At 68.5% G+C, this 18,414-nt stretch carries 11 protein-coding genes; 5 read left to right on the top strand and 6 right to left on the bottom strand.

Annotation, left to right across the window (positions count from 1 at the left end; all coding sequences use genetic code 11):
* The first annotated feature begins 2,208 nt into the window (after positions 1–2,208).
* Positions 2,209–3,672 carry a MinD/ParA family ATP-binding protein gene (locus ACYVKL_RS10090; protein ID WP_460771790.1) on the top strand — a complete coding sequence of 488 codons (1,464 nt, stop codon included), beginning with the start codon at positions 2,209–2,211 and terminating at the stop codon, positions 3,670–3,672.
* Positions 3,673–3,919: 247 nt separating this feature from the next.
* Entirely contained in the window at positions 3,920–5,740 is a 1,821-nt protein-coding gene (locus tag ACYVKL_RS10085; protein WP_379168626.1) for a serine/threonine-protein kinase, read from the top strand.
* Between the two features lie 7 nt (positions 5,741–5,747).
* Here ACYVKL_RS10085 and ACYVKL_RS10080 read toward each other — a convergent pair whose 3' ends face one another.
* The 3 genes from ACYVKL_RS10080 to ACYVKL_RS10070 all read right to left on the bottom strand — a co-directional run bounded on the left by ACYVKL_RS10080 (position 5,748) and on the right by ACYVKL_RS10070 (position 8,690).
* Entirely contained in the window at positions 5,748–7,013 is a 1,266-nt protein-coding gene (locus ACYVKL_RS10080; protein WP_379168623.1) for a DUF7373 family lipoprotein, read from the bottom strand.
* An 8-nt stretch (positions 7,014–7,021) separates the two neighbouring features.
* Positions 7,022–8,050 (bottom strand): DUF7373 family lipoprotein, encoded by a 1,029-nt coding sequence (locus tag ACYVKL_RS10075; protein ID WP_379168620.1) that lies wholly within the window; start codon positions 8,048–8,050, stop codon positions 7,022–7,024.
* Positions 8,051–8,336: 286 nt separating this feature from the next.
* On the bottom strand, positions 8,337–8,690 hold the full coding sequence (locus ACYVKL_RS10070; protein ID WP_246598137.1) for a DUF4254 domain-containing protein: 354 nt from the start codon (positions 8,688–8,690) through the stop codon (positions 8,337–8,339).
* Between the two features lie 307 nt (positions 8,691–8,997).
* On the opposite strand from ACYVKL_RS10070, the gene ACYVKL_RS10065 reads away from it, so the two are divergent.
* The 3 genes from ACYVKL_RS10065 to ACYVKL_RS10055 all read left to right on the top strand — a co-directional run bounded on the left by ACYVKL_RS10065 (position 8,998) and on the right by ACYVKL_RS10055 (position 11,180).
* Positions 8,998–9,861, top strand: coding sequence for a GntR family transcriptional regulator (locus tag ACYVKL_RS10065; protein WP_460771688.1), 864 nt, complete (start codon positions 8,998–9,000; stop codon positions 9,859–9,861).
* Positions 9,858–10,541 carry a GNAT family N-acetyltransferase gene (locus ACYVKL_RS10060; RefSeq protein WP_379168615.1) on the top strand — a complete coding sequence of 228 codons (684 nt, stop codon included), beginning with the start codon at positions 9,858–9,860 and terminating at the stop codon, positions 10,539–10,541. Before ACYVKL_RS10065 ends, ACYVKL_RS10060 begins: the two co-directional genes overlap by 4 nt.
* A gap of 120 nt (positions 10,542–10,661) precedes the next feature.
* Entirely contained in the window at positions 10,662–11,180 is a 519-nt protein-coding gene (locus tag ACYVKL_RS10055; protein WP_379168613.1) for a hypothetical protein, read from the top strand.
* A gap of 81 nt (positions 11,181–11,261) precedes the next feature.
* Here the strand turns inward: ACYVKL_RS10055 and eccCa are convergent, their stop codons facing one another.
* The 3 genes from eccCa to eccD are packed head-to-tail and all read right to left on the bottom strand — an operon-like array spanning position 11,262 to position 18,219.
* Positions 11,262–15,281 carry a type VII secretion protein EccCa gene (eccCa, locus tag ACYVKL_RS10050; RefSeq protein WP_379168611.1) on the bottom strand — a complete coding sequence of 1,340 codons (4,020 nt, stop codon included), beginning with the start codon at positions 15,279–15,281 and terminating at the stop codon, positions 11,262–11,264.
* Between the two features lie 14 nt (positions 15,282–15,295).
* Complete coding sequence (gene mycP, locus ACYVKL_RS10045) at positions 15,296–16,801, bottom strand: type VII secretion-associated serine protease mycosin (RefSeq protein WP_379168609.1); 1,506 nt, start codon at positions 16,799–16,801, stop codon at positions 15,296–15,298.
* Positions 16,798–18,219, bottom strand: a complete 1,422-nt coding sequence (eccD, locus tag ACYVKL_RS10040) for a type VII secretion integral membrane protein EccD (RefSeq protein WP_379168607.1) — start codon at positions 18,217–18,219, stop codon at positions 16,798–16,800. The genes mycP and eccD overlap by 4 nt, the downstream gene beginning before the upstream one ends.
* Positions 18,220–18,414 lie beyond the last annotated feature (195 nt).

Below are 18,414 nucleotides of genomic sequence, written 5' to 3'. Positions count from 1 at the left end.
ACCCGTAGCCCCAGATCCGGCCAAATATGGGTGCCGTGACGTGCCCCGCCGTGACCGCGGCCACCTCCCCCGGGGGCCGGTCGGCCGGTCCGTGCCGGGCGCGGACCCCGCCGGAGATCGCTAAACTACGCCCTGTCCTGCACGATGATCGAGGCACCGGGGGTAGATGTGAGTCGCGAGAACGACGGGCTCCCAATGCTCCCGCCCTGGCTCTCCGAGAGCGACGTCACCGACACCGGTTACGAAGCCCCCGTCGAGAACCTCCCCCAGGACGACGTCATCCCCGAGGAGAAGGGCGGCCGCCGCCTCTTCGGCCGCCGCAAGCCCCGCAAGGAATCGACCCCCGACTCGGCACCCCAAACCCCCGGCCCCGGCCCCGGCCCCGGCCCCGAGCAGCGCGCCACCCCGCCAGCTCCCGCACAGCCCGCGCCGCCGATGCCGACCCGCGACCCCGGCACCCACTTCAACCTCCCGTCCAACGGCACCGCCGCCCCCTCGGGCCACCCCATCGGCCAAGACCCCTTCGCCCAACAGCCCAACAGCCACACGCCCCAGGCCCAGCCCACCAACGGCCAGCCCCCGCAACCCAACGGCCAGGCACCCGCCACCCAGCCGCCCAACGGCCACGCTGCCCACGCCCAGCAGCCCCCGCAGCACGACGGCAGGTCACCGTTCACCCAGCCGCCCGGCGGCCAGGCGCCTCAGCCTGCGCACCGCGACGGCCAGTCGCCATTCACGCAGCCACCCAACGGCCAGTCACCGCAGGCTCCGCAGCGCGACGGCCAGTCACCGTTCACGCAGCCACCCAATGGCCGGATGCCCCAGACTTCGCAGCCGAATGGCGAGGCCTCCTCCGCTGAGCCGGCGAATGGCCAGGGCGGTCACGGCATGGGTCCGGCGAATCTCCAAGGCTCCGCACCGTTCCCGACGAACGGTCAGGCCCCGACGCCCCCGCCGCCCCATGGCCAGGGCTCCGGCAACAGCCAATTCCCCAGCGCGCAGTCGAGACCCGCGTCCGATCCGTCGCGGCCTCCGGCCAACCCTGATTCGGCCCGGCCCGGCCCTGCGGCGACACCGCCACGGGGACAGCAGTTCTCGGCGCCTCCCGCGCCTCCTGCCCCGGCAACTCCTCCGGCGACGGCACCCTCGCCGGCTTCGGCTGGCCCTGCGGTCGCGACCGGAGCACAGCCCGCGGGCGCGTCCCTCGCGGGCACGCCGTCCGCCGGCACCCCGGAGGCCGTCTCCCCCGCGCGCCCCCCAGCGGATCCGACGACCCGCATGCCGCTGCCACCTTCACCGAGCGAAATCGATTCGGCGGCAGCCGATCCGGCCCGTGCCTCGCGCCCACCACTGCCCCCGGCGCCGGGCGAGCAAACCGTCGATTCCGTGGACGCCACCACGAAGATGTCGAATCCGCCCCTGCCTCCGGCACCGGGCGATCTCGACGCGACCGGCTCGGGGATCATCGCCCCCGCCGATCCGACGACGCGGTGGCCGATCCCCCCGTCTCCGGAATCGAGTTCCGCCGCAACCGAACCGGGCCCCAGCCAGACACCTGTCGCACCGCAGGCCACCCCCGCGGCCCGCCCGGGTGCCGACCACGCGACACCCCCGCCGCCCCCCGCCCAGCATGACGTTCCGCCGGTACCGATTACGACGGCCGCCGCGCACGAGCTGCTCGACGCCCAGCTGGCTGAGCTAGGCGCCACCGCCGGCGCGGACGAGACCTCGGACCCCGAAGCCGATTTCGATCAGCCGATGAGTCCGGGCCGTCACCGCGCCGCGGACGTCTCGGCACCGGTCGCCGATGGCGGACAGTGGATGCCACCCGCGCCTGGCACGATTCCCGGCGATCAGGGCCTGCCGCCGGCACCCCCTCCGGGCGTTCCCCCGATGCAGCCGCACCAGGGCTTCCCGCCCGGAGCGGTTCCGCCGCAGCTGAATCCGTGGGCGAATGCTCCGCATTCCGAGGCTGCTGCGGGCGGTCGGTACCCGAATGGTCCCGGACAGCCTGGTTTCGGGGTTCCGGGGTTCCCGGACCAGGCGTCGCAGCCGGCTCCCTGGCGATCCGAGCCCGGTGTGCCGATGCCGGGTCACGGCATGCCCGCTGCCGCACCTGATGCCACCGACGCTGCCGGTACAGATGCGAACCCGTGGGCGAACGCGCCGATGTCGGAGGCTGCCGCGGCGGGTCTGACCGGGCCGCCCATGCGGATTCCTCTGCAGTCGGATTCGGGCGTTTCACCGACGCACGCGCTCCCTGGCGTCCTGCCGGGACAGGTCCCGCCGCCGGATGCCTTTGGCACGGACTCGAATCCGCGGGTCGAGGCTCCCGGCTCCGAGGCGGCGGCCGCCGCGCTGACCGGACCGCAAGCCGACGGACCGGCCCCGCACGGTGTGGGTATGCCCGGCGAAAATGCTCCGGGACAGTCGCATTGGGGTCCCGGGCCCGATGGTCCACAGGGCCCGGGTGGGCAGATGCCCTGGGCTGCGCCGGAGCAGGGGGCTGCCTACCCGGGCGGTCCCGGGCCCTCGACCGGTCCCGTCGTTCCCGGACAACCTGCTCCGGCCGCCCCTGGCTGGGGCGATATGGGCGCACCCGCGCAGCCGGGTGTCGTGCCCGGGCAGTACGGGATGAGTTCCGTGCAGCCCGCGTATGGCGCGCCCGGCCAGTACGGCGTTCCGCCACAGGGTTACCCGGGTGGGCCCGTGCAGGGTCCGCGTGGTGGCTATGCCGGTGGTCCCGCCCCGTCGCTGGATGATGTGCCGTTGCGCCGGGCCACGAAGGCTCCGGGTTCGGGTTGGCGGCGGGCTGTGCATCACATGTCCGGTGGCGCGATCAATCCGGGAATGTCGGCGGAGGAGCGCCGCCTGCAGGAGTTGGTGGCGCGGATTCGGCAGCCGGTGCGCGGTGATTACCGGATCGCGGTGCTGTCGCTCAAGGGTGGTGTCGGCAAGACCACGACCACGATGGGTCTGGGTTCGATCTTCTCGTCGATTCGCGGGGATCGGGTGATCGCGGTGGACGCGAATCCGGACTTCGGGACGTTGTCGCAGCGGGTGCCGTTGCAGACGCGGTCGACGGTGCGGGATCTGTTGCTGGACGATCATATTCAGCGGTATTCGGATGTGCGCCGACATACGTCGCAGGGCAGCAGCCGGTTGGAGGTGCTGGCCAGTGAGCGGGATCCGGCGGCGTCGGAGTCGTTCAACGAGGAGGAGTACCGCGCGGTGGCGCGCATCCTGCAGCGCTTCTACAACATCATCCTGACCGACTGCGGTACCGGCCTGATGCATTCGGCGATGGCGGGTGTGCTGGATTTGGCGCATTCGCTGGTGTTGATCTCGTCGTCGGCGATCGATGGCGCGCGGAGTGCGGCGGCGACGCTGGATTGGCTGTCGCTACACGGTCACGACCATTTGGTTCGTAATGCGGTGGTGGTGATCAATTTGCCGCGCCCGGGCGCCCCGAATGTCGGGATCAATCAGCTGCGCGATTATTTCCTGTCGCGCTGCCGCGCGGTCCACATCATCCCGTACGACGCTCACCTGGGTGAGGGCGCGGAGATCGATCTGCATCGGCTGAGCAAGCCCGTCAAGCGTGCTTATGTCGAGCTGGCGGCGACCGTGGCCGATGATTTCGGCGCTGACCACCGTCACTATCGGGGTTGAGTCGCGGGCATTGTCGTGGTCGGGCCGGAAGCGGTTCCGAAGGCGCTCCGGGGCAGCGACTTCGGCCGGGCCGGCTGCGCATGACACGGCACCGAACGGGTGCTAGTTTGTGGCTCGATCGCGCTGCCGCCCTGTCCGGCGAATTCCTCGCGGCCGACCCCGAGAACTCGGAGTACACCTGGATGCGTAATGTCCGCGGCCTGTCCGCCGCACCCCGTCCGTATACGCCGAGCCCGGCGGATCCGCGATGAAGGCGCTGTTGCCCGACGATCCGCGCTGGATCGGCCCGCACCACATGATCGCGGTGGTCGGTACGGGTGAGATGGGCCGAGTGCTGCTGGGTCGCACGCCGACCGGAAAGCTCGTGGCGGTCAAGCAGATTCACCGGTCGCAGACCGTGGACATGGAGTTCCGTGCGCGTTTCCAGCGGGAACTGGAGACGGGCAAGCAGCTCACCAGCCCGTCGTTCGCGCCGGTGGTGGACAGTGACGCCGACGCCGAACGCCCGTGGCTGGCCACCGAATACCTGCCCGCCCCGGACCTGGCCACGGTCGTCGCGGCCTGTGGCCCGCTGCCGCTGCCGGGTCTGCGCCTGCTGGCGACCGGCTTGGCGTCCGCGCTGCTCGAGGTGCATCGCGCGGTGCTGGTGCACCGGAATCTGAAGCCCGGCAATGTGCTGTTGACGGCGGAGGGCCCACGCCTGGTCGATTTCGGCATCACCCGTGCCCGCGAGGATGGCTCGGCCACCACGGACGCGTCCGTGTACCTGGCGCCCGAGCAGGCCGAGGGCCAGCCGGTGACCTCCGCGGTCGACGTCTACGCGCTGGGCATGCTGCTGGTTCTGGCGGCCACCGGATCGGTGTCCGCGACACCGGATCTGCAGGCGGTCCCGCACGCGGTGCGCAAGCTGGTCGAGTCCTGCCTGTCCCCCGATCCGGCGCATCGCCCGTCGGCACGCCAGCTGCTGGAGCAGGCGGAGCGCATCCCCGGGGAGTCGACCTGGCCGCAACCGGTGCTGGACTTCCTCGCGTCGCACCGCACCGATGCCGAATGGTGGGCGTCGAGCGGTGAGCAGGAGACCCGTTACCGGGATCAGATGGCGCGCTTGGAGGATCGCCGCAAGCGCAATATCGGCTGGGCGGCCGCGGCCGTCACCGGTGCGGTGCTGGTGGGCGGCACGTTGTTCGCGTTGACCCGATCCTCCGATGCCGAGGGGCATGCGCAGGCGCGCACGGATCCATCCCTGGATCTGACGGCCGCGCAGCTGCGGCTGCTGGATACCTGCGCCGTGATCGACAAGGCGCTGCCGGGCAAGGTGGGTACCCGTACCGCCGATCCCGAGTTGCAGCCCGGGGGCGGTTGCGCCACCACGGTGGTCGATTCCACACAGCGAAAAGTCCACTACACCCTCGACATTCCCGACAGCGCGATCGGCGTCGACCAGTTGAAGCCGACCACGCACACCGCGAGCTGGGGCACGATCCTCACGTCGGGCGCGGCCGACAACAAGTGCGACACCGTGCTGGTCGCCAAGTCCGGCGGCGATGTCCCGCTGCGCATGTCGGCCGAGCAGTTGGATCCCGCGGCCGAGCCCGGCGCGGCTTGCACGGCCGCCGAGCAGGCGCTGGCCGCGGTGGCCGACCGTCTCTCCGACTCCGTCCCGCAGCGTCAGGCCGCGCCGGTGTCGGTGCTGCGCCTGGATCCGTGTTCGCTGGTTCCTGACGACACGATCCGGGGAATCACCGGTGAGGTCACCGACCGTCAGCATTCCCCGCACGCGTGTGCGGCGATCGGCCACGATGGCTGGGTCCGGGTCGATCTGGTCGACCAGTCCCGTCCCGATCAGGGTGATTGGGCCTACGACACCTGGCAGGCCGGCGATTTCACCACCTACGTCATCGGCGCGCACACGATCAACGACTGTAACGTCAGCTACCTGGTGCGCCCGACGGACAAGGGCAATGCCGAGCAGTTGAAGCTCATGGTGTCGGATCAGTCGGCGACCCCGGACGCGTGCGGCAAGGCGGCCAAGCTCCTCGCCGACGCGATCCCGAGACTGCCGAAGTGATACTCCGCTAGAGGTATTGGGCCTTGGCCAGCAGCGCGTATTGCGCGGCCGCGCGCTGCTGGGCGTCGAGCAGTTGGGGGCCGCCGACCCGGGCGACGTACCGGTCGTAGTACACGGTGCAGACATACCGGTCGCTGAAGTCCCAGCCCTGCGGGAAGCTCGCGCGGTTGGGTTTGGGGTTCTGGGCGCAGGTCGCCGCGGAGAGCCCCGGGGGCGCTTCGGCCGAATCCTTGATGAGCCCCTTGATTCCCGACCACAGGTCGACCGCGGACTTCGGATCGCGGGCGCGCAACAGCAAAGCGCCCTTGGTCGTGCTCGAGGTCATGTCCACGCCGTTGTCGTCGAGCAGTCGTTTCCACGGGGCTTGTTCGTCGAGGGTGTGCAGGAACCCGCGCGGTGTCCGGGTGACCTCGTCCTCACTGGGTTTGGGGTAGTCGCCGGGATGAAGGGTGCGGCGGAGCATGTCGGCGGGGTCGTAGTCGAGGTAGAGGATGTCGCGCTGGGACAGCGGGGGTGTCTTGTCCAGCAGCGGCAACTGGGCGTCGAAGATCTTCGTAGCCAACGATTTCAGGCCGTCGATCTCCGCCTTCGGCGTGCGGACGAAGACGTTGATCGCGTACTGGCCACGGGACAGCGTGGCCGCCATGGAGGGAATCCCGGGCCGCCAGTGGGCCTTCGCGGCCGGATACTTGTCCAGGCTCACCCGCGCGTTGTCGGCAGGTGCGACACCGAAATCGGCGGACTCGATTCCCTCCGCGGCCGCCTGGGCTTGCTGTTCGCCGGGAAACTGCATCACGGTCACGTTGAAAGTGGTGGCGGTGGGATCGTTCTCCCAGCCCTCGAGCGGGCTCGAATTGCCCGAACTGTGGTCGATGTAGAGGGTTTCGAGCCGGGGCTGGTCGCTGACCGTGGTCGAATAGGACAGCATCAGGTGATTGGCGTCGAGCACCGGTTTGGCGGCCGCCGCGATCACATAACTGGTGCCCGACCGTGCGAGCGCCGTGTAGCTGAAGCTCGGATCGACGTCGGCGCCGCTCACCACCGCGTCGGCGAGCCGTCCGGCGGCGATGTACGCGCCGTCGTGGGACGAGTGCTCGTAGGTGGCGCGTAAATCCAAGGGCGTCGTCGGGTAGTTGCCGACGGCCAGGGTGCGGACATCGATCTCTCCTGCGGCGGACGACCCGGAGACCGTGCTCCCGCACCCCGCGAGCAGGACAGCGAAACTCGTAGCGGCAGCCGCGAATACGGCCCTACGCCGATTGATCTTCTTCACGACTACCCCTATTTGTCGTTGGCGAGGATGGCGTACTGCGCCGAGATCCGCTGATACAGGTCCTGTGGCTGCTGGGACCACATCTCGGCGGCGTACCGCCCGTGCGCGACCATGCAGCGATATGGGAACTGGAAAACGACCGGCCCCTGGTACTTGACGCAACGGGCGCTCGGCAGCCCGGACGGCGAGTCGATCCGGCGCCACACGCGGCCAACGGATTCCACGTCGACATACTCCTCGGCGGCGGCCGCGTCACGGGTCCGGACGAGCCGGCCCGCGCCGTAGCCGATGTAGTCCACCCCGAGCCGGTCGAACAGTGCGCGGCCCTCGTTCGGATCGTCCTCCCGGTGCAAGGCGGCATCCCGGCTCAGGGTGCCCTGGAGCGCGAAGGCGGTCTGGTCGCCGTCGGGCCGGATCAGGGCCAGCCGCAGGAAGCCCTGGGGGTCGATCGGCAGCGCGGCGAGCTGGTCGACCGGTGTCGGCTGAAAGCCCTTCAGCCGCTCGATGGTCACGCCGATCGCCTTGTCCGACAGTGCCAGCAGGACATTGGGGTCGGAGATCTCCAGGTCCAGGTTCTCGTGGTGATTCACCACGTCGCCGATGACGTACCGGCCGGTGGCGTACCAGGACGACAGCGCCTGGAACCGAGGGATCCAGACCACGTGCGCGTCGGGATACACCGTCGACCGCAAGGGATCCGGTGTGGTGATGGTTTCGAAGCGCATCCCGGACAGCGCTGTCGCCGCGGCGGTCGCCGCCGCGTCGCTGTCGAAGATCATCACGGAGTGCCGCAACGTGTATCCGAGGCCCTTGGTGTCGGCGTTGGAGGCGGCGGCCGTCCCGAATCCCGCGATCAGCCCGGGTGTGGCCGCAGTGAACTGGTCGCCGTCGAAGGACGCGAATGGTGAACTGTTGCCGAAGGATTCGACGTCGACGATGGCGTGCACGCCACCGAGATTGTGGGTCAGCGCCGGGTCGATCTGCTGCGGCAACGGCACCGCGTCCGCGAGTCGCATGGCCTCGAGGTTGCGGCTCATCCACGCCGCGTCCTTGGGTACCAGTTGCTGTGGTTTCGTGGCGTAGCTGCCGGTGTCGAGCTTGGTGAGGTCGACGGTCGTCTCCGCCGCGGACTTCGGTTCCGACCCGCACCCCGTGGCCGTTAGCGCCGTAATCGCCAGTACTGCAGCGAGTATCGCGCGAACTTGTAGCTTGTCCACAACTCCCCTTGTGGTCGAACTCAATGATCGCGCCAACCGTATCGCGGATACGCAAAGATGACGGTCCGGGCCGCCCTCGGGCCCGGACCGCGCATCGGTCCTGCTTTTACCAGGCGGGCAGCCGGCGACGCCCGGCGAGAACGTCTCGCACGAGATCGTCGTAGGCGTCCGACAATTCGGCTAAATGGTGCCAAGCGCCGTGCAACATTTCATCATTGGCGTCAAGGGTCATCAACGCGTGATGAGCACGCACGGATGCGTCGGCGAGCCGTTCGATGACCGATCCGACTGTTTCGGTGTGCAGGGTGGCGCCCAGTCGATGCTGGGGTACCGAGCGCACGATCCAGTCGTCAATGGCCATGACCAATTCGATTCGGCGACGCTTGTTTTCGATGATCGAGGTGGGATCGGTTTCCGGGCCGACACCGCCGCGCCCGACCACTCGCCGCTCGTGCAGCACCGCGAGGTCGTGGGCGAACCACAGCAGAGGTCCGCCGATGACCCGGTGACCGCGACAAGCGCGCAGGAGTAGGTCGGAGGTCGGCAATAGGCCGGAAGCCGGTAGTTGCGCCTCGATGTCCACATAGGAACAGGACACGTCGGGCAATGCCACAACGACCGTGTTTGATGTCTCCGAACCAGCCACGTTGCCTCGCGTTCTTCGACGAATACCAACACCGCATTCAGGACGTTCATTACAATAAACCTCAGAATGCTGCTGTCAAGCCTTACACGGCAGTAGTACTACGGGAGTAGACTTCACACTCTTGAAGCAACAACCGAGGAGCGAGATGGCAGACGGTCCGAGATACCAACGGATCGCAGACCTCCTCCGCGAGGAGATCCGCGCCGGCAAGTGGGAACCGGGCGATCGACTACCGAGTCACAATGAGTTGGCCGAGCAGATGCAAGTCTCGATTACGACGGCTCGCAATGCGATTCAACTTCTTGTTGCCGAAAACCTGGTTTACACAGCCACTTCCCGAGGCACCATCGTGCGTAGTCAGGAAGTGCTGGAATCCGTTGTCACCAATCACATTCGGCCGGACCGGCCGCGTGCGGCCCACGATATCTTCTCCGAGATCGCGCGGGCCGCGGGCCGGGAGCCGTCCAAACAGTTCAGCGCGAGAATGGAACCGGCCAGTCAGGAGGTGGCGCACTGGCTGGGCGTGGCGCGCGACGAATGGGTCGTTTCGCGCACTATCATGCAGTATCTGGACAACGAACCGTGGTCTTGGGAGGTCAGCTTCTACCCGCGAGATCTGGCCGAGGCCACCGGAATCGACGCTCCGCGCGATATCCCCGAGGGGACGACGCGGCGGCTCGCCGACCGCGGCTACGCCGAGACGGCGCACCGCGACACCGTCGTCGCCCGTCCCGCCACGGCCGAGGAGGCAGCGTTGCTGGGCATCGGTCCAGGCACCATTCTTCTCGATCATTTACGTATCGGAGCCAACCACGAACGCGTCACTCGAGTGACCCGTCATCGTTCCACTGCGGCCCGCAACCGATTGGCATACGAATTGGGCGATGACGAAGGAACGGACATTATTCGTAAAACTCTGGGCGCACCATTTCCGACCGGTAATTCCCATTCGTTCGGTAATTCCCTGCTACCCGGTTCGCCATGAAACCACACCTGCGTCGGGCCCGCGTCGCGGATCTGGGGACCATCACCCGGTTCCGGTTGCAACGCACCAATTGGCTGGCGGCGCGCGGCAGTGACCAATGGACACGGGCCGGACGAGGTCTCCCCATCGAGACCTTCGTCCGGTCCGTGGCCCATGCGGTCCGGCAGGGCGAAACCTGGATAGCCGAGGTGGACGGCGAACCCGCCGGCACCATCACCGTCAACGACCGCGCCGACGAAAACCTCTGGTCTCCCGGCGAACTCGCCGACGCCGTGATCATCCATTACATGATCGTCGACCTCCGCTTCGCCGGAAACCGCATCGGCGAAGCCCTCCTGGCGCACGCGGCCCAGCTGGGCCGCCGCCGCCGTCGCACGTGGGTCCGCCTCGACGCCTGGACCACCAACGAGGACCTGCACGCCTACTACCTGCGAGCCGGCTTCCGCCTGGCCCGCATAGCCGGCCCCGAGGCCACCGGCCCTTCCCGAGCCCTCTTCGAGCGCCCCACCGCCGCCTGGTCCCACGCCTTCACCCGCCCCACCCTCACCCTGGCTGCAGGCGAAACCACCCGCCTCACCCTCGATCCCGCCACCCCGACCACCTGGACCCTCACCCAGCACCCCTTTCTCCGCGCCCATCCCGGCGTGATCGCCGAACCGGGCCAGGCAACCGCCACCTGACCCAGCCGCGGCGGGGCGACGCAGGCGCGTGCCCCCCCACAATTCGGGGCACGCGGTGGGCAGCCCACGGTGGTTAGGCTGCGGCACTCCGATTTTCGGGGGGCGAAAGGAGTGGACAAGGTGCGTAGGGAAGCCGGGATCGGCCGCCGAATCGGTTGGGGCACAACGGGGGCGGTGATCGCGGCATCGGCGGTCGTCACCATTGCCGCGCCGACGGCGTCTTCGTCCGTCGCGGACGCGACATGGATCGTGGCAGGCCCGAACAACCAGTGGATCTATCAGGACACCCCGAACCCAGTTATTCAAGTGGGGACGATCTACTCCCTGGGCGTGGAGGGTATTACGTCGGCATCACCGGCCACCCCCAACAGGATCAGTTTCTACGACAACGGGCAGTGCATCGGGGCCGGCCCCATCCATACCTATCACCCCGACCTAGGGATCACTGCCCGGGCCTTTGTGTCCTGGGTCCCAACCAGCGTGGGCACCCACACTTTCACCGCACAGCAGGGCTCTTCGTCCGTGTCGTGGACGGTCACCGTCTCCGCGGCGGCCGACGGAAGCACCCCCGCTGTGCAACCGGCACAGCCGGCCTGCGATGCCGTCGGAACCGGTAGCACCGGTAGCGCGGGCTTCTGACACGAACCGACCCGTGCCCGGCGCGGCTTGCCCCGGGCACGGGTCGGTGCCGTGCGTATTCCTCGTTGTCCCGCGGGTGGATTACATTCCGGGCAGGTCGGCGATCTGGATCATTTCGTCGCCGCGGGAGCGGGACCAGAGGATGCCGCGGCCTGGCGGCAGGCGCATGGGGCGGATGTCGCCGATGAGTTTGCCTTCGTCCCGGGAGCCGCTCATGAGCAGGGCGGGTACGGAGAGGTTCTTCATCGAGCCGAGGACCTGGTCGTAGAGGGCTCGCGAGATGCCGCCCATGTTGCGGGAGATGACGACGTGCAGGCCGATGTCGCGGGCCTGCGGGAGCAGTTCGATCAAGGCGCCCAAGGGGTTTCCGCCGGCGACGACCATGTCGTAGTCGTCGACGACGACATAGATTTCTGGGCCGGTCCACCAGTCGCGGTCGCGTAGCTGTTGCGGGGTGATGTCGGAGCCGGGGATGCGCTTGGACAGGTAGTTGACGACTTCCTTGATCATGCCGCCGCAGGTCTGCGAGGACGTCGAGTAGCCGGCGAGCTGGTCGCCTTCCAGGACGCCGAGCAGGGTGCGGCGGTAGTCGATGAGGATGACGCGTGCGGTGTCGGCGTTGGAGTTCTCGGCGAGGCCGCGAATGATGTTGCGCAGCACCGTGGTCTTGCCGGACTCGACTTCGGAGAAGACCATGAAGTGCGGGTCGGAGGCGAAGTCGAGGACGATCGGCTGCAGTTCGGATTCGCCGATGCCGATGACCACCTTGGTGGGTCCCTGCTGAATGCCGTTGCGGTGCGCCAGTTCCAGGATCCGCTCGCGCGGCACGCTGCCGGGCAGGGTGCGGACCTCGGGTGCGCGGCGTTCGCCCCAGATGGCCTGCATCTCGGTGCGCGCGGCGGCCACACCCTCGGCCAGGTTCTGCGGATCGGTGTCGGAGTCCAGGCGCGGCATGGCGATGAGCATGTGCAGCTGGTCGGCGGTGAGACCGCGGCCGGGCCGGTTGAGCGGCACGTTGACGGCGACGCGGCGGCCCATCTCGGAGTCGGACGGGTCACCCAGTCGCAGTTCGATGCGGGTACCGATCATGTCCTTGACCGAGGCCCGGATCTCGCCCCAGCGGTTGGCGCCGAGGATCACGTGGATGCCGTACGAGAGACCTTGCGCGGCAAGCTGTCCGACCATCGGCTCCAGGCTGTCGAATTCCTCGCGGACGACCTGCCAGTTGTCGATGACCAGGAAGACGTCGCCGAACCGGTCGCCCAGCACCGGGTCATCGGACTGCGCCGCCTGGGCGGCGTGCTTGCGCCGCCGGAACTCGGCCATGGATTCGATGCCCAGTCCCGCGAAGCGCTCCTCGCGCTCCCGCAGCAGGGTGGTGAGTTCGGCGATGGTGCGCCGCACCCGGTCCGAGTCGAGCTTGCCCGCGACCGAGCCGACGTGCGGCAGCCCGACCAGGCCGGCCATGGAGCCACCACCGAAGTCGAGGCAGTAGAACTGCACCTGTTCGGGCGTGTGGGTGGCCGCCGCGGACATGATGATGGTGCGCAGCGTGGTGGACTTGCCGGACTGCGGACCGCCGACGACGGCCACATTGCCCTGCGCGCCCGCGAGATTGATGGTGAGCACGTCGCGGCGCTGCTCGTAGGGCTTGTCGATGATGCCGATCGGCATCCACAGCTGCCCGTGCCGGTTGACCGGCGACCGCCAGTCGGGGTCCGGCAGCAGCATGTCCACGGTCGGCGATTCCTCGAGCGGCGGCAGCCACACCTCGTGGGCGGGGCGGCCGTGCCCGGTGAGGCGTTTGACGACGGTCTGCAGCAGGCTGTCGGGCAGGCCCTCATCACTCGAGGGCGGCGGGGGCGGCAACAGATCGAGCGGATCGAACGGGTGCTCCGATTCGGGCTGCTCGAGGACTTCGACCATGGCGGCGGTGAATTCGCGCGGTGGCGCGTCGACGACGGTGGTGCCGTCGGCGGCCTGCCGGGCGGCGCGGGGCGCGACGTAAGGCCCGGACACGTAGGTCGCGTTGAACCGCAACGGATCCGACGCATCGCTCTTCAGGTAACCGGAGCCGGGTACGCCGGGCAGGTGGTAGGCGTCGGTGATACCCAGCACCGCGCGAGATTCGTTGGCGGAGAAGGTTCGCAGACCGATCCGATACGACAGGTGCGAGTCGAGGCCGCGCATCTTGTTCTCCTCCAGCCGCTGCGAGGCGAGCAGCAGGTGGACGTGCAAAGAGCGGCCCAAGCGGCCGATCATCACGAACAGATCCGCGAAATCAGGCTTCTGCGAGAGCAATTCGGAGAATTCGTCGATGACGACGAACAGCGCGGGCAGCGGGTCCAGGGGCACGCCGGCCGCACGGGCCTTCTCGTATTCGACGACGTTGGCGAAGTTGCCCGCCGAGCGCAGCAGTTCCTGGCGCCGGTTCATCTCACCGGCGAGCGCGTCGCGCATGCGGTCGACGAGTTCGAGCTCTTCCTCGAGGTTGGTGATGACCGCCGCCACGTGCGGCAGCGGATCCATGCCGAGGAAGGTGGCGCCACCCTTGAAGTCGACCAGGATCAGGTTGAGCTGATCGGGCGAGTGCGTGGTGACCATCGAAAGGATCAGGGTGCGAAGGAATTCCGACTTGCCCGAGCCGGTCGCGCCGATGCACAGGCCGTGCGGGCCCATGCCGTTCTCGGCGGATTCCTTGATGTCGATCTCGACGGGCGTCCCGTCCGGGGTGATGCCGATGGGCACGCGTAGTCGTTCGCGTCCGGCGCGCGGCCGCCACACCTTGGCCGGGTCGATCTGGGAGGCGTCCGGGATCTTGAGCAGGTTCATCAGGCCCGGATCGGCGGCGGAGGTGTTGTCGCCGAGGCTGACGATCTGCGCGGCCGTGGCGATGCGGAAGCGGGCCAGGCTGCGCGCGAACGATTCCACCTCGGCGAGGGTCACCCGGTCGGCGTTGGCGAACTTCTCGCTGCCCGCCGCGCTCTTGGCGAACACCTCTCCCCCGGCGGCCACCAGTTGCAGTCCGCGTCGCGCGGCCAGGCTGTTCTCGGCGGCGCTCAGGTCGATGACGGTGACCGCGTCGAGTCCGGATTCGCTGATCAGACGCTCACTGCCGCTGACGTATCCGTCGTCGATGATGACGACCAGGTGCATGCGCCCCTGGGTGGGCTGCGGGTTGCGCATGAACCGCCCGCGCTCGAGCAGGTCGTCGGCCAGCGCCGTCTCCAGTTCGCCGAGCGAGCCGTAGATCATGCGGGCCGCGCCCATACCGTCGCGCTGGCTCGAATGCTGTACGTGCGGTAGCCATTTCGCCCAGGCCCAGGCTTCGCAGTCGGGTTCGGCGGTGACGATGGCGACGCCGACGTGGTCGGGTCCGTGGAACGCGGTGAGCTCCATGAGCATCGACCACACCAGTCCGCGTACGTCCTCGGCCGGTCCCTCGAGATTGATGGCGGGGAAGGCGCGCAGCGACACCGCGGTCGGCAGGTGGTGTACCACGGAATGGGTTCGTACGAAACGACGCAACGCGACGGTGGACACCGGCTCCAGGTCCTCGAGCGGACCGGTTTCGGGTCGCGCGAGTTTGGCGGCGAGCCGGTGCGTGCCGATGCCGACGCGCACGTGCCCGAAGTCCGGGTCGGCGGGCCGCCGCTCCCACATGCGCCGGGTGCCGACGATGGAGGGCAGGTCCACCGGTTCGGGGTGGCTCCAGACCAGCGTCTCGAGCTGCTTCTGCCCGGTGCGCCGGACTTCGCGGCGGGTCTGGTCGAGGTAGCGGAAGTAGTCCTTGCGTTCCTCGTTCAGTTCCGCGGAGCTCTTGCTGCTGCCGCGCTGACCCATGAGCATGCCGGCCATCGACATGATCATCATCATCGGCATCATCATCATGTACGGGTTGGACAGCATGGAGCGGCCCATCAGGCTCATCATGGCGAGCATGCCGATCATGGCGACCACCATGACGACCGGCATCAGCTTGGCCATCAGGGGCGCGGCGACCGGTCGCGGGATCTCCGGTGGCGCGGTCAGCGCCATCTCTCCGCCCGGCGCGCGGGGTGGTGCGATGCGGGGCCGACGCACGAAACCTTCGGTAGCCATGGATATCTCTCCGGTCAGTAATCGAGGTCGGGCAGCTCGTCGTCGCTTCGGCGGCGGCGGAACGGAATCGACACGGCGAGACCGATTCCCAGCGCGGACAGGCAGACGATGGTGCCGACGGTGGCGACCAGCCGCGGCAATCGCGGTGGGCCGGCGGGCTTTTCGGGAGTGGGGAAGGCCAAGGGTTTGTCGGACCCGGCGTGGTTGGGCAGCACGGGGGTGTCGGCGCTGAGCACGTCGTCTGGGAAGTGCGCGGTGAGCGCGGCGACCGGGTCGATCAGTCCGGCGCCGACGCGGTCGTCGCGCCCGGTGCCGGGCTGATGCGCGGTGAGGATGATCTGGTTCATGATCTGCCGCGCGGACCAGTCCGGATACTTCGCCCGCAGCAGCGCCGCCAGTCCGGCCACCTGGGGCGCCGCGAAACTGGTTCCGTTGAGGCCGATGGGTTTTCCGTCCTTGTCGACGCCGGTGCCGTTGACCAGCGCGCCCGGGTTCTTGCTGTCGAGCGAGACCAGGTCCTGGCCGATGGCCGCGACGCCGACCCACGGGCCGTAGAGCGTATTGCCGGCGGGGTTGCCGTCGGGCTGGATCCAGCCCACCGACAGCACGTACTTGTTGAACCAGGCCGGGCTGGAGACGGTCTTGACGTTCTTCCAGCTGGTCGCGTTGTCGCTGTACGAGCCGTTCTGGGTGCCGCAGCCGGTGGCCTGATCCAGGTTGCCCGCGGCGACGACCACCACGACCTGGTTGTCGTAGGCGTAGCGCACCGCGGCGCCGAGCGGACCGTCGCCGGTGTCGGATCCTCCTGCGGTGCAGGCGGCCTCCGAGATGTTGATGGTCTTGGCTCCCAGGTCGACGGCGTGCACGACCGCGGCGGCGAGGGTGAGGCTGGGGCCGTACCCCTGCGAGCTCATGGTGCCGGGCGGCTTCTCGCCGTTCTGGTCCTTGGCCTGATAGTGGTCGCTGAACTGCCGGATCGCCAGGATCTGGGCTTCCGGCGCGACACCCACGAGCGCGTCGTCGGGACTGGGTTTGGCGGCGATGATGCCCGCGACCGCGGTCCCGTGTCCGTCGCAGTCCTCGGTACCGTCACTGCCGGAGACGAAGTCGCCGCCGGGCCGCACGTCCAGGCGCGGATTCTGGATCACGCCGGTGTCGATGACCGCGATGGTCTGTCCCGCACCCTTGTTGCCGGGCCCGGGGTTGGCCTGCCAGACCGCGGGCAGATCGAGCACCTTCTGCGCGACGGCCTCGTCCCGCGGGACGACCTTGCTCTTCAGGTACCACTCGTTGCCGCAGACCACCTTCAGTTCGGTGGTGACCAGCGGACCGGGCTTGCCTGCTTTGTCCTGCGCGTCCTTGAGCCGCGCCCGTCCCTCGTCGGTGCCGGGATCGGAGGTCGGCGGGTTGACGGTGGCCACCGGCCCGGCCTCGGCCGAGACCTGCGGTCCCAGCAGCGCACCGCCGAGAATCGCCGTCGCACACAGTGTTCGCGCCCAGTTTCCAGGACGCCGACTCATATGTTCCGGGCCGTCGAGTAGATGTCCATCATCCACAGCACCAGCGGGACGATCGACACGATCAGACCGTATTCGAAGATCTCGTTGAAGCGCCGTGTGACCGGGGTGACTTCGACGTGCGGGCCGATGACGCCGAATCCGACGGCTCCCACCGCGAAGAGCAGCAGCAGTCCGGCCGACAGCAGTGGCATCCCGTCGTCGGCGAGCGCGAGCAGCACGGCCAGGCCGATGAAGGTGACGCAGCCGCTGCCGATCAGCGTGGCGGCCTGGGTGAGATCGGCGAAGGAGCGACCGCGCAGGCACAGGATGATCGAGATGACCACGGCCAGCGCGATGCCTTGCCAGCGGGCGGATCCGAACGGATCGGCCGAGCCGATCGCACCGGCGACCGCGCCGATCGCGCTGCCGACCACGATGCCGGTCTGGAACTGATTGGCGGTGCGGGCGCGCTGTCCGAGCCCGGCCGCGGACGGCAGTACGGTCGCGCCGATGGCGCCGATGCCCTCGATGGTGGGCCGGGGTTCGTGGTCGGCCGGGTCGATGGCCGCGCCCGCGGTGGGCACCGGCGGCACGGGCAGCCGGGCCAGCATGGCGGCCAGGCGCGGCACCATGGACAGCACGATGATGGAGGTAACCAGTACGCCCGCAGCGACTTTCGGCACTCCGGCATCCCAGATCATGCGCACGGCCGCGCCGATTCCGGACAGGATCACCACGGTCACGACGGCGGACACCACGGCCGCTCCGGCCCCGATGATGCGGTAGCCGACCACGGCCAGCAGCAGGGTGGCGGCGGCGCCGAGCATGAGGTGCGGGCTGCCGACCGAGCCGGGCACGGCCAGCGCCGCGCCGCCGAAGGTGAGCAGCAGCATGCACAGGGTGAGCACGGTCGCGGTCAGCTCGTCGGCGTACTTGCGCCGGGCGATGGCCGCGGCGACGAGCGCGGCGATGGCGCCGCCCAAGAGCAGCGGCGGCGCGACGAAGGTGTCGCCGTCCGAACGTGAGATCAGGCCCAGCACAACCGCGAACACGACGGCGGCCACACCGGCCACCAGTCCGGTCCAGCGGGCGGCGGTCGGTGACCAGCTGCGAAACTCCTCGGCGGTGAGCCTGGACACAGCGTCGATGACGTCGTCGAAGAGCGCGGGCGCTTCTTTGGCGGAAACCGCGCGCAGTACGAGCAATTCGCCGTCGTAGATCTCGGCGTCATTGAGCGTCTGGCTCGGCGCGATCATGTCGCGGCCCAATTTGGCCAGTGTCCAATGCTGGGATTGGAGGGGTGTTCCGCCCTCTTCACCACCGATCGGATCCGGGTTGCGAGATTCGATGAGACGCACCAGATCACCGATGAACGCGGCGATCGGCACGTTGGCCGGCAGACCGACGTCGAGCTGGGTATTTCCCCCGATGACGGACACTCGGCACAATTCGGGTTCAGCCGCCCGTGGGCCGCTGATCGACTGTGCTGTCACTTGCTGAACTGCTCCCCTATAGCTCTCAACAGTTGCCCGCCCAGGGCGGTTAACCATAATGTATCCGACTGTCCGCAGCCGTGCGATTCGCACGGTGTGGGTGGGGAATGTGAACGAAAGACCAACCAGGTTCGACGAATT

It is taken from the genome of Nocardia tengchongensis (assembly GCF_054781395.1).
Note: the sequence above shows the minus strand (reverse complement) of the source record. Positions and strands in the feature narration are given on the sequence as shown.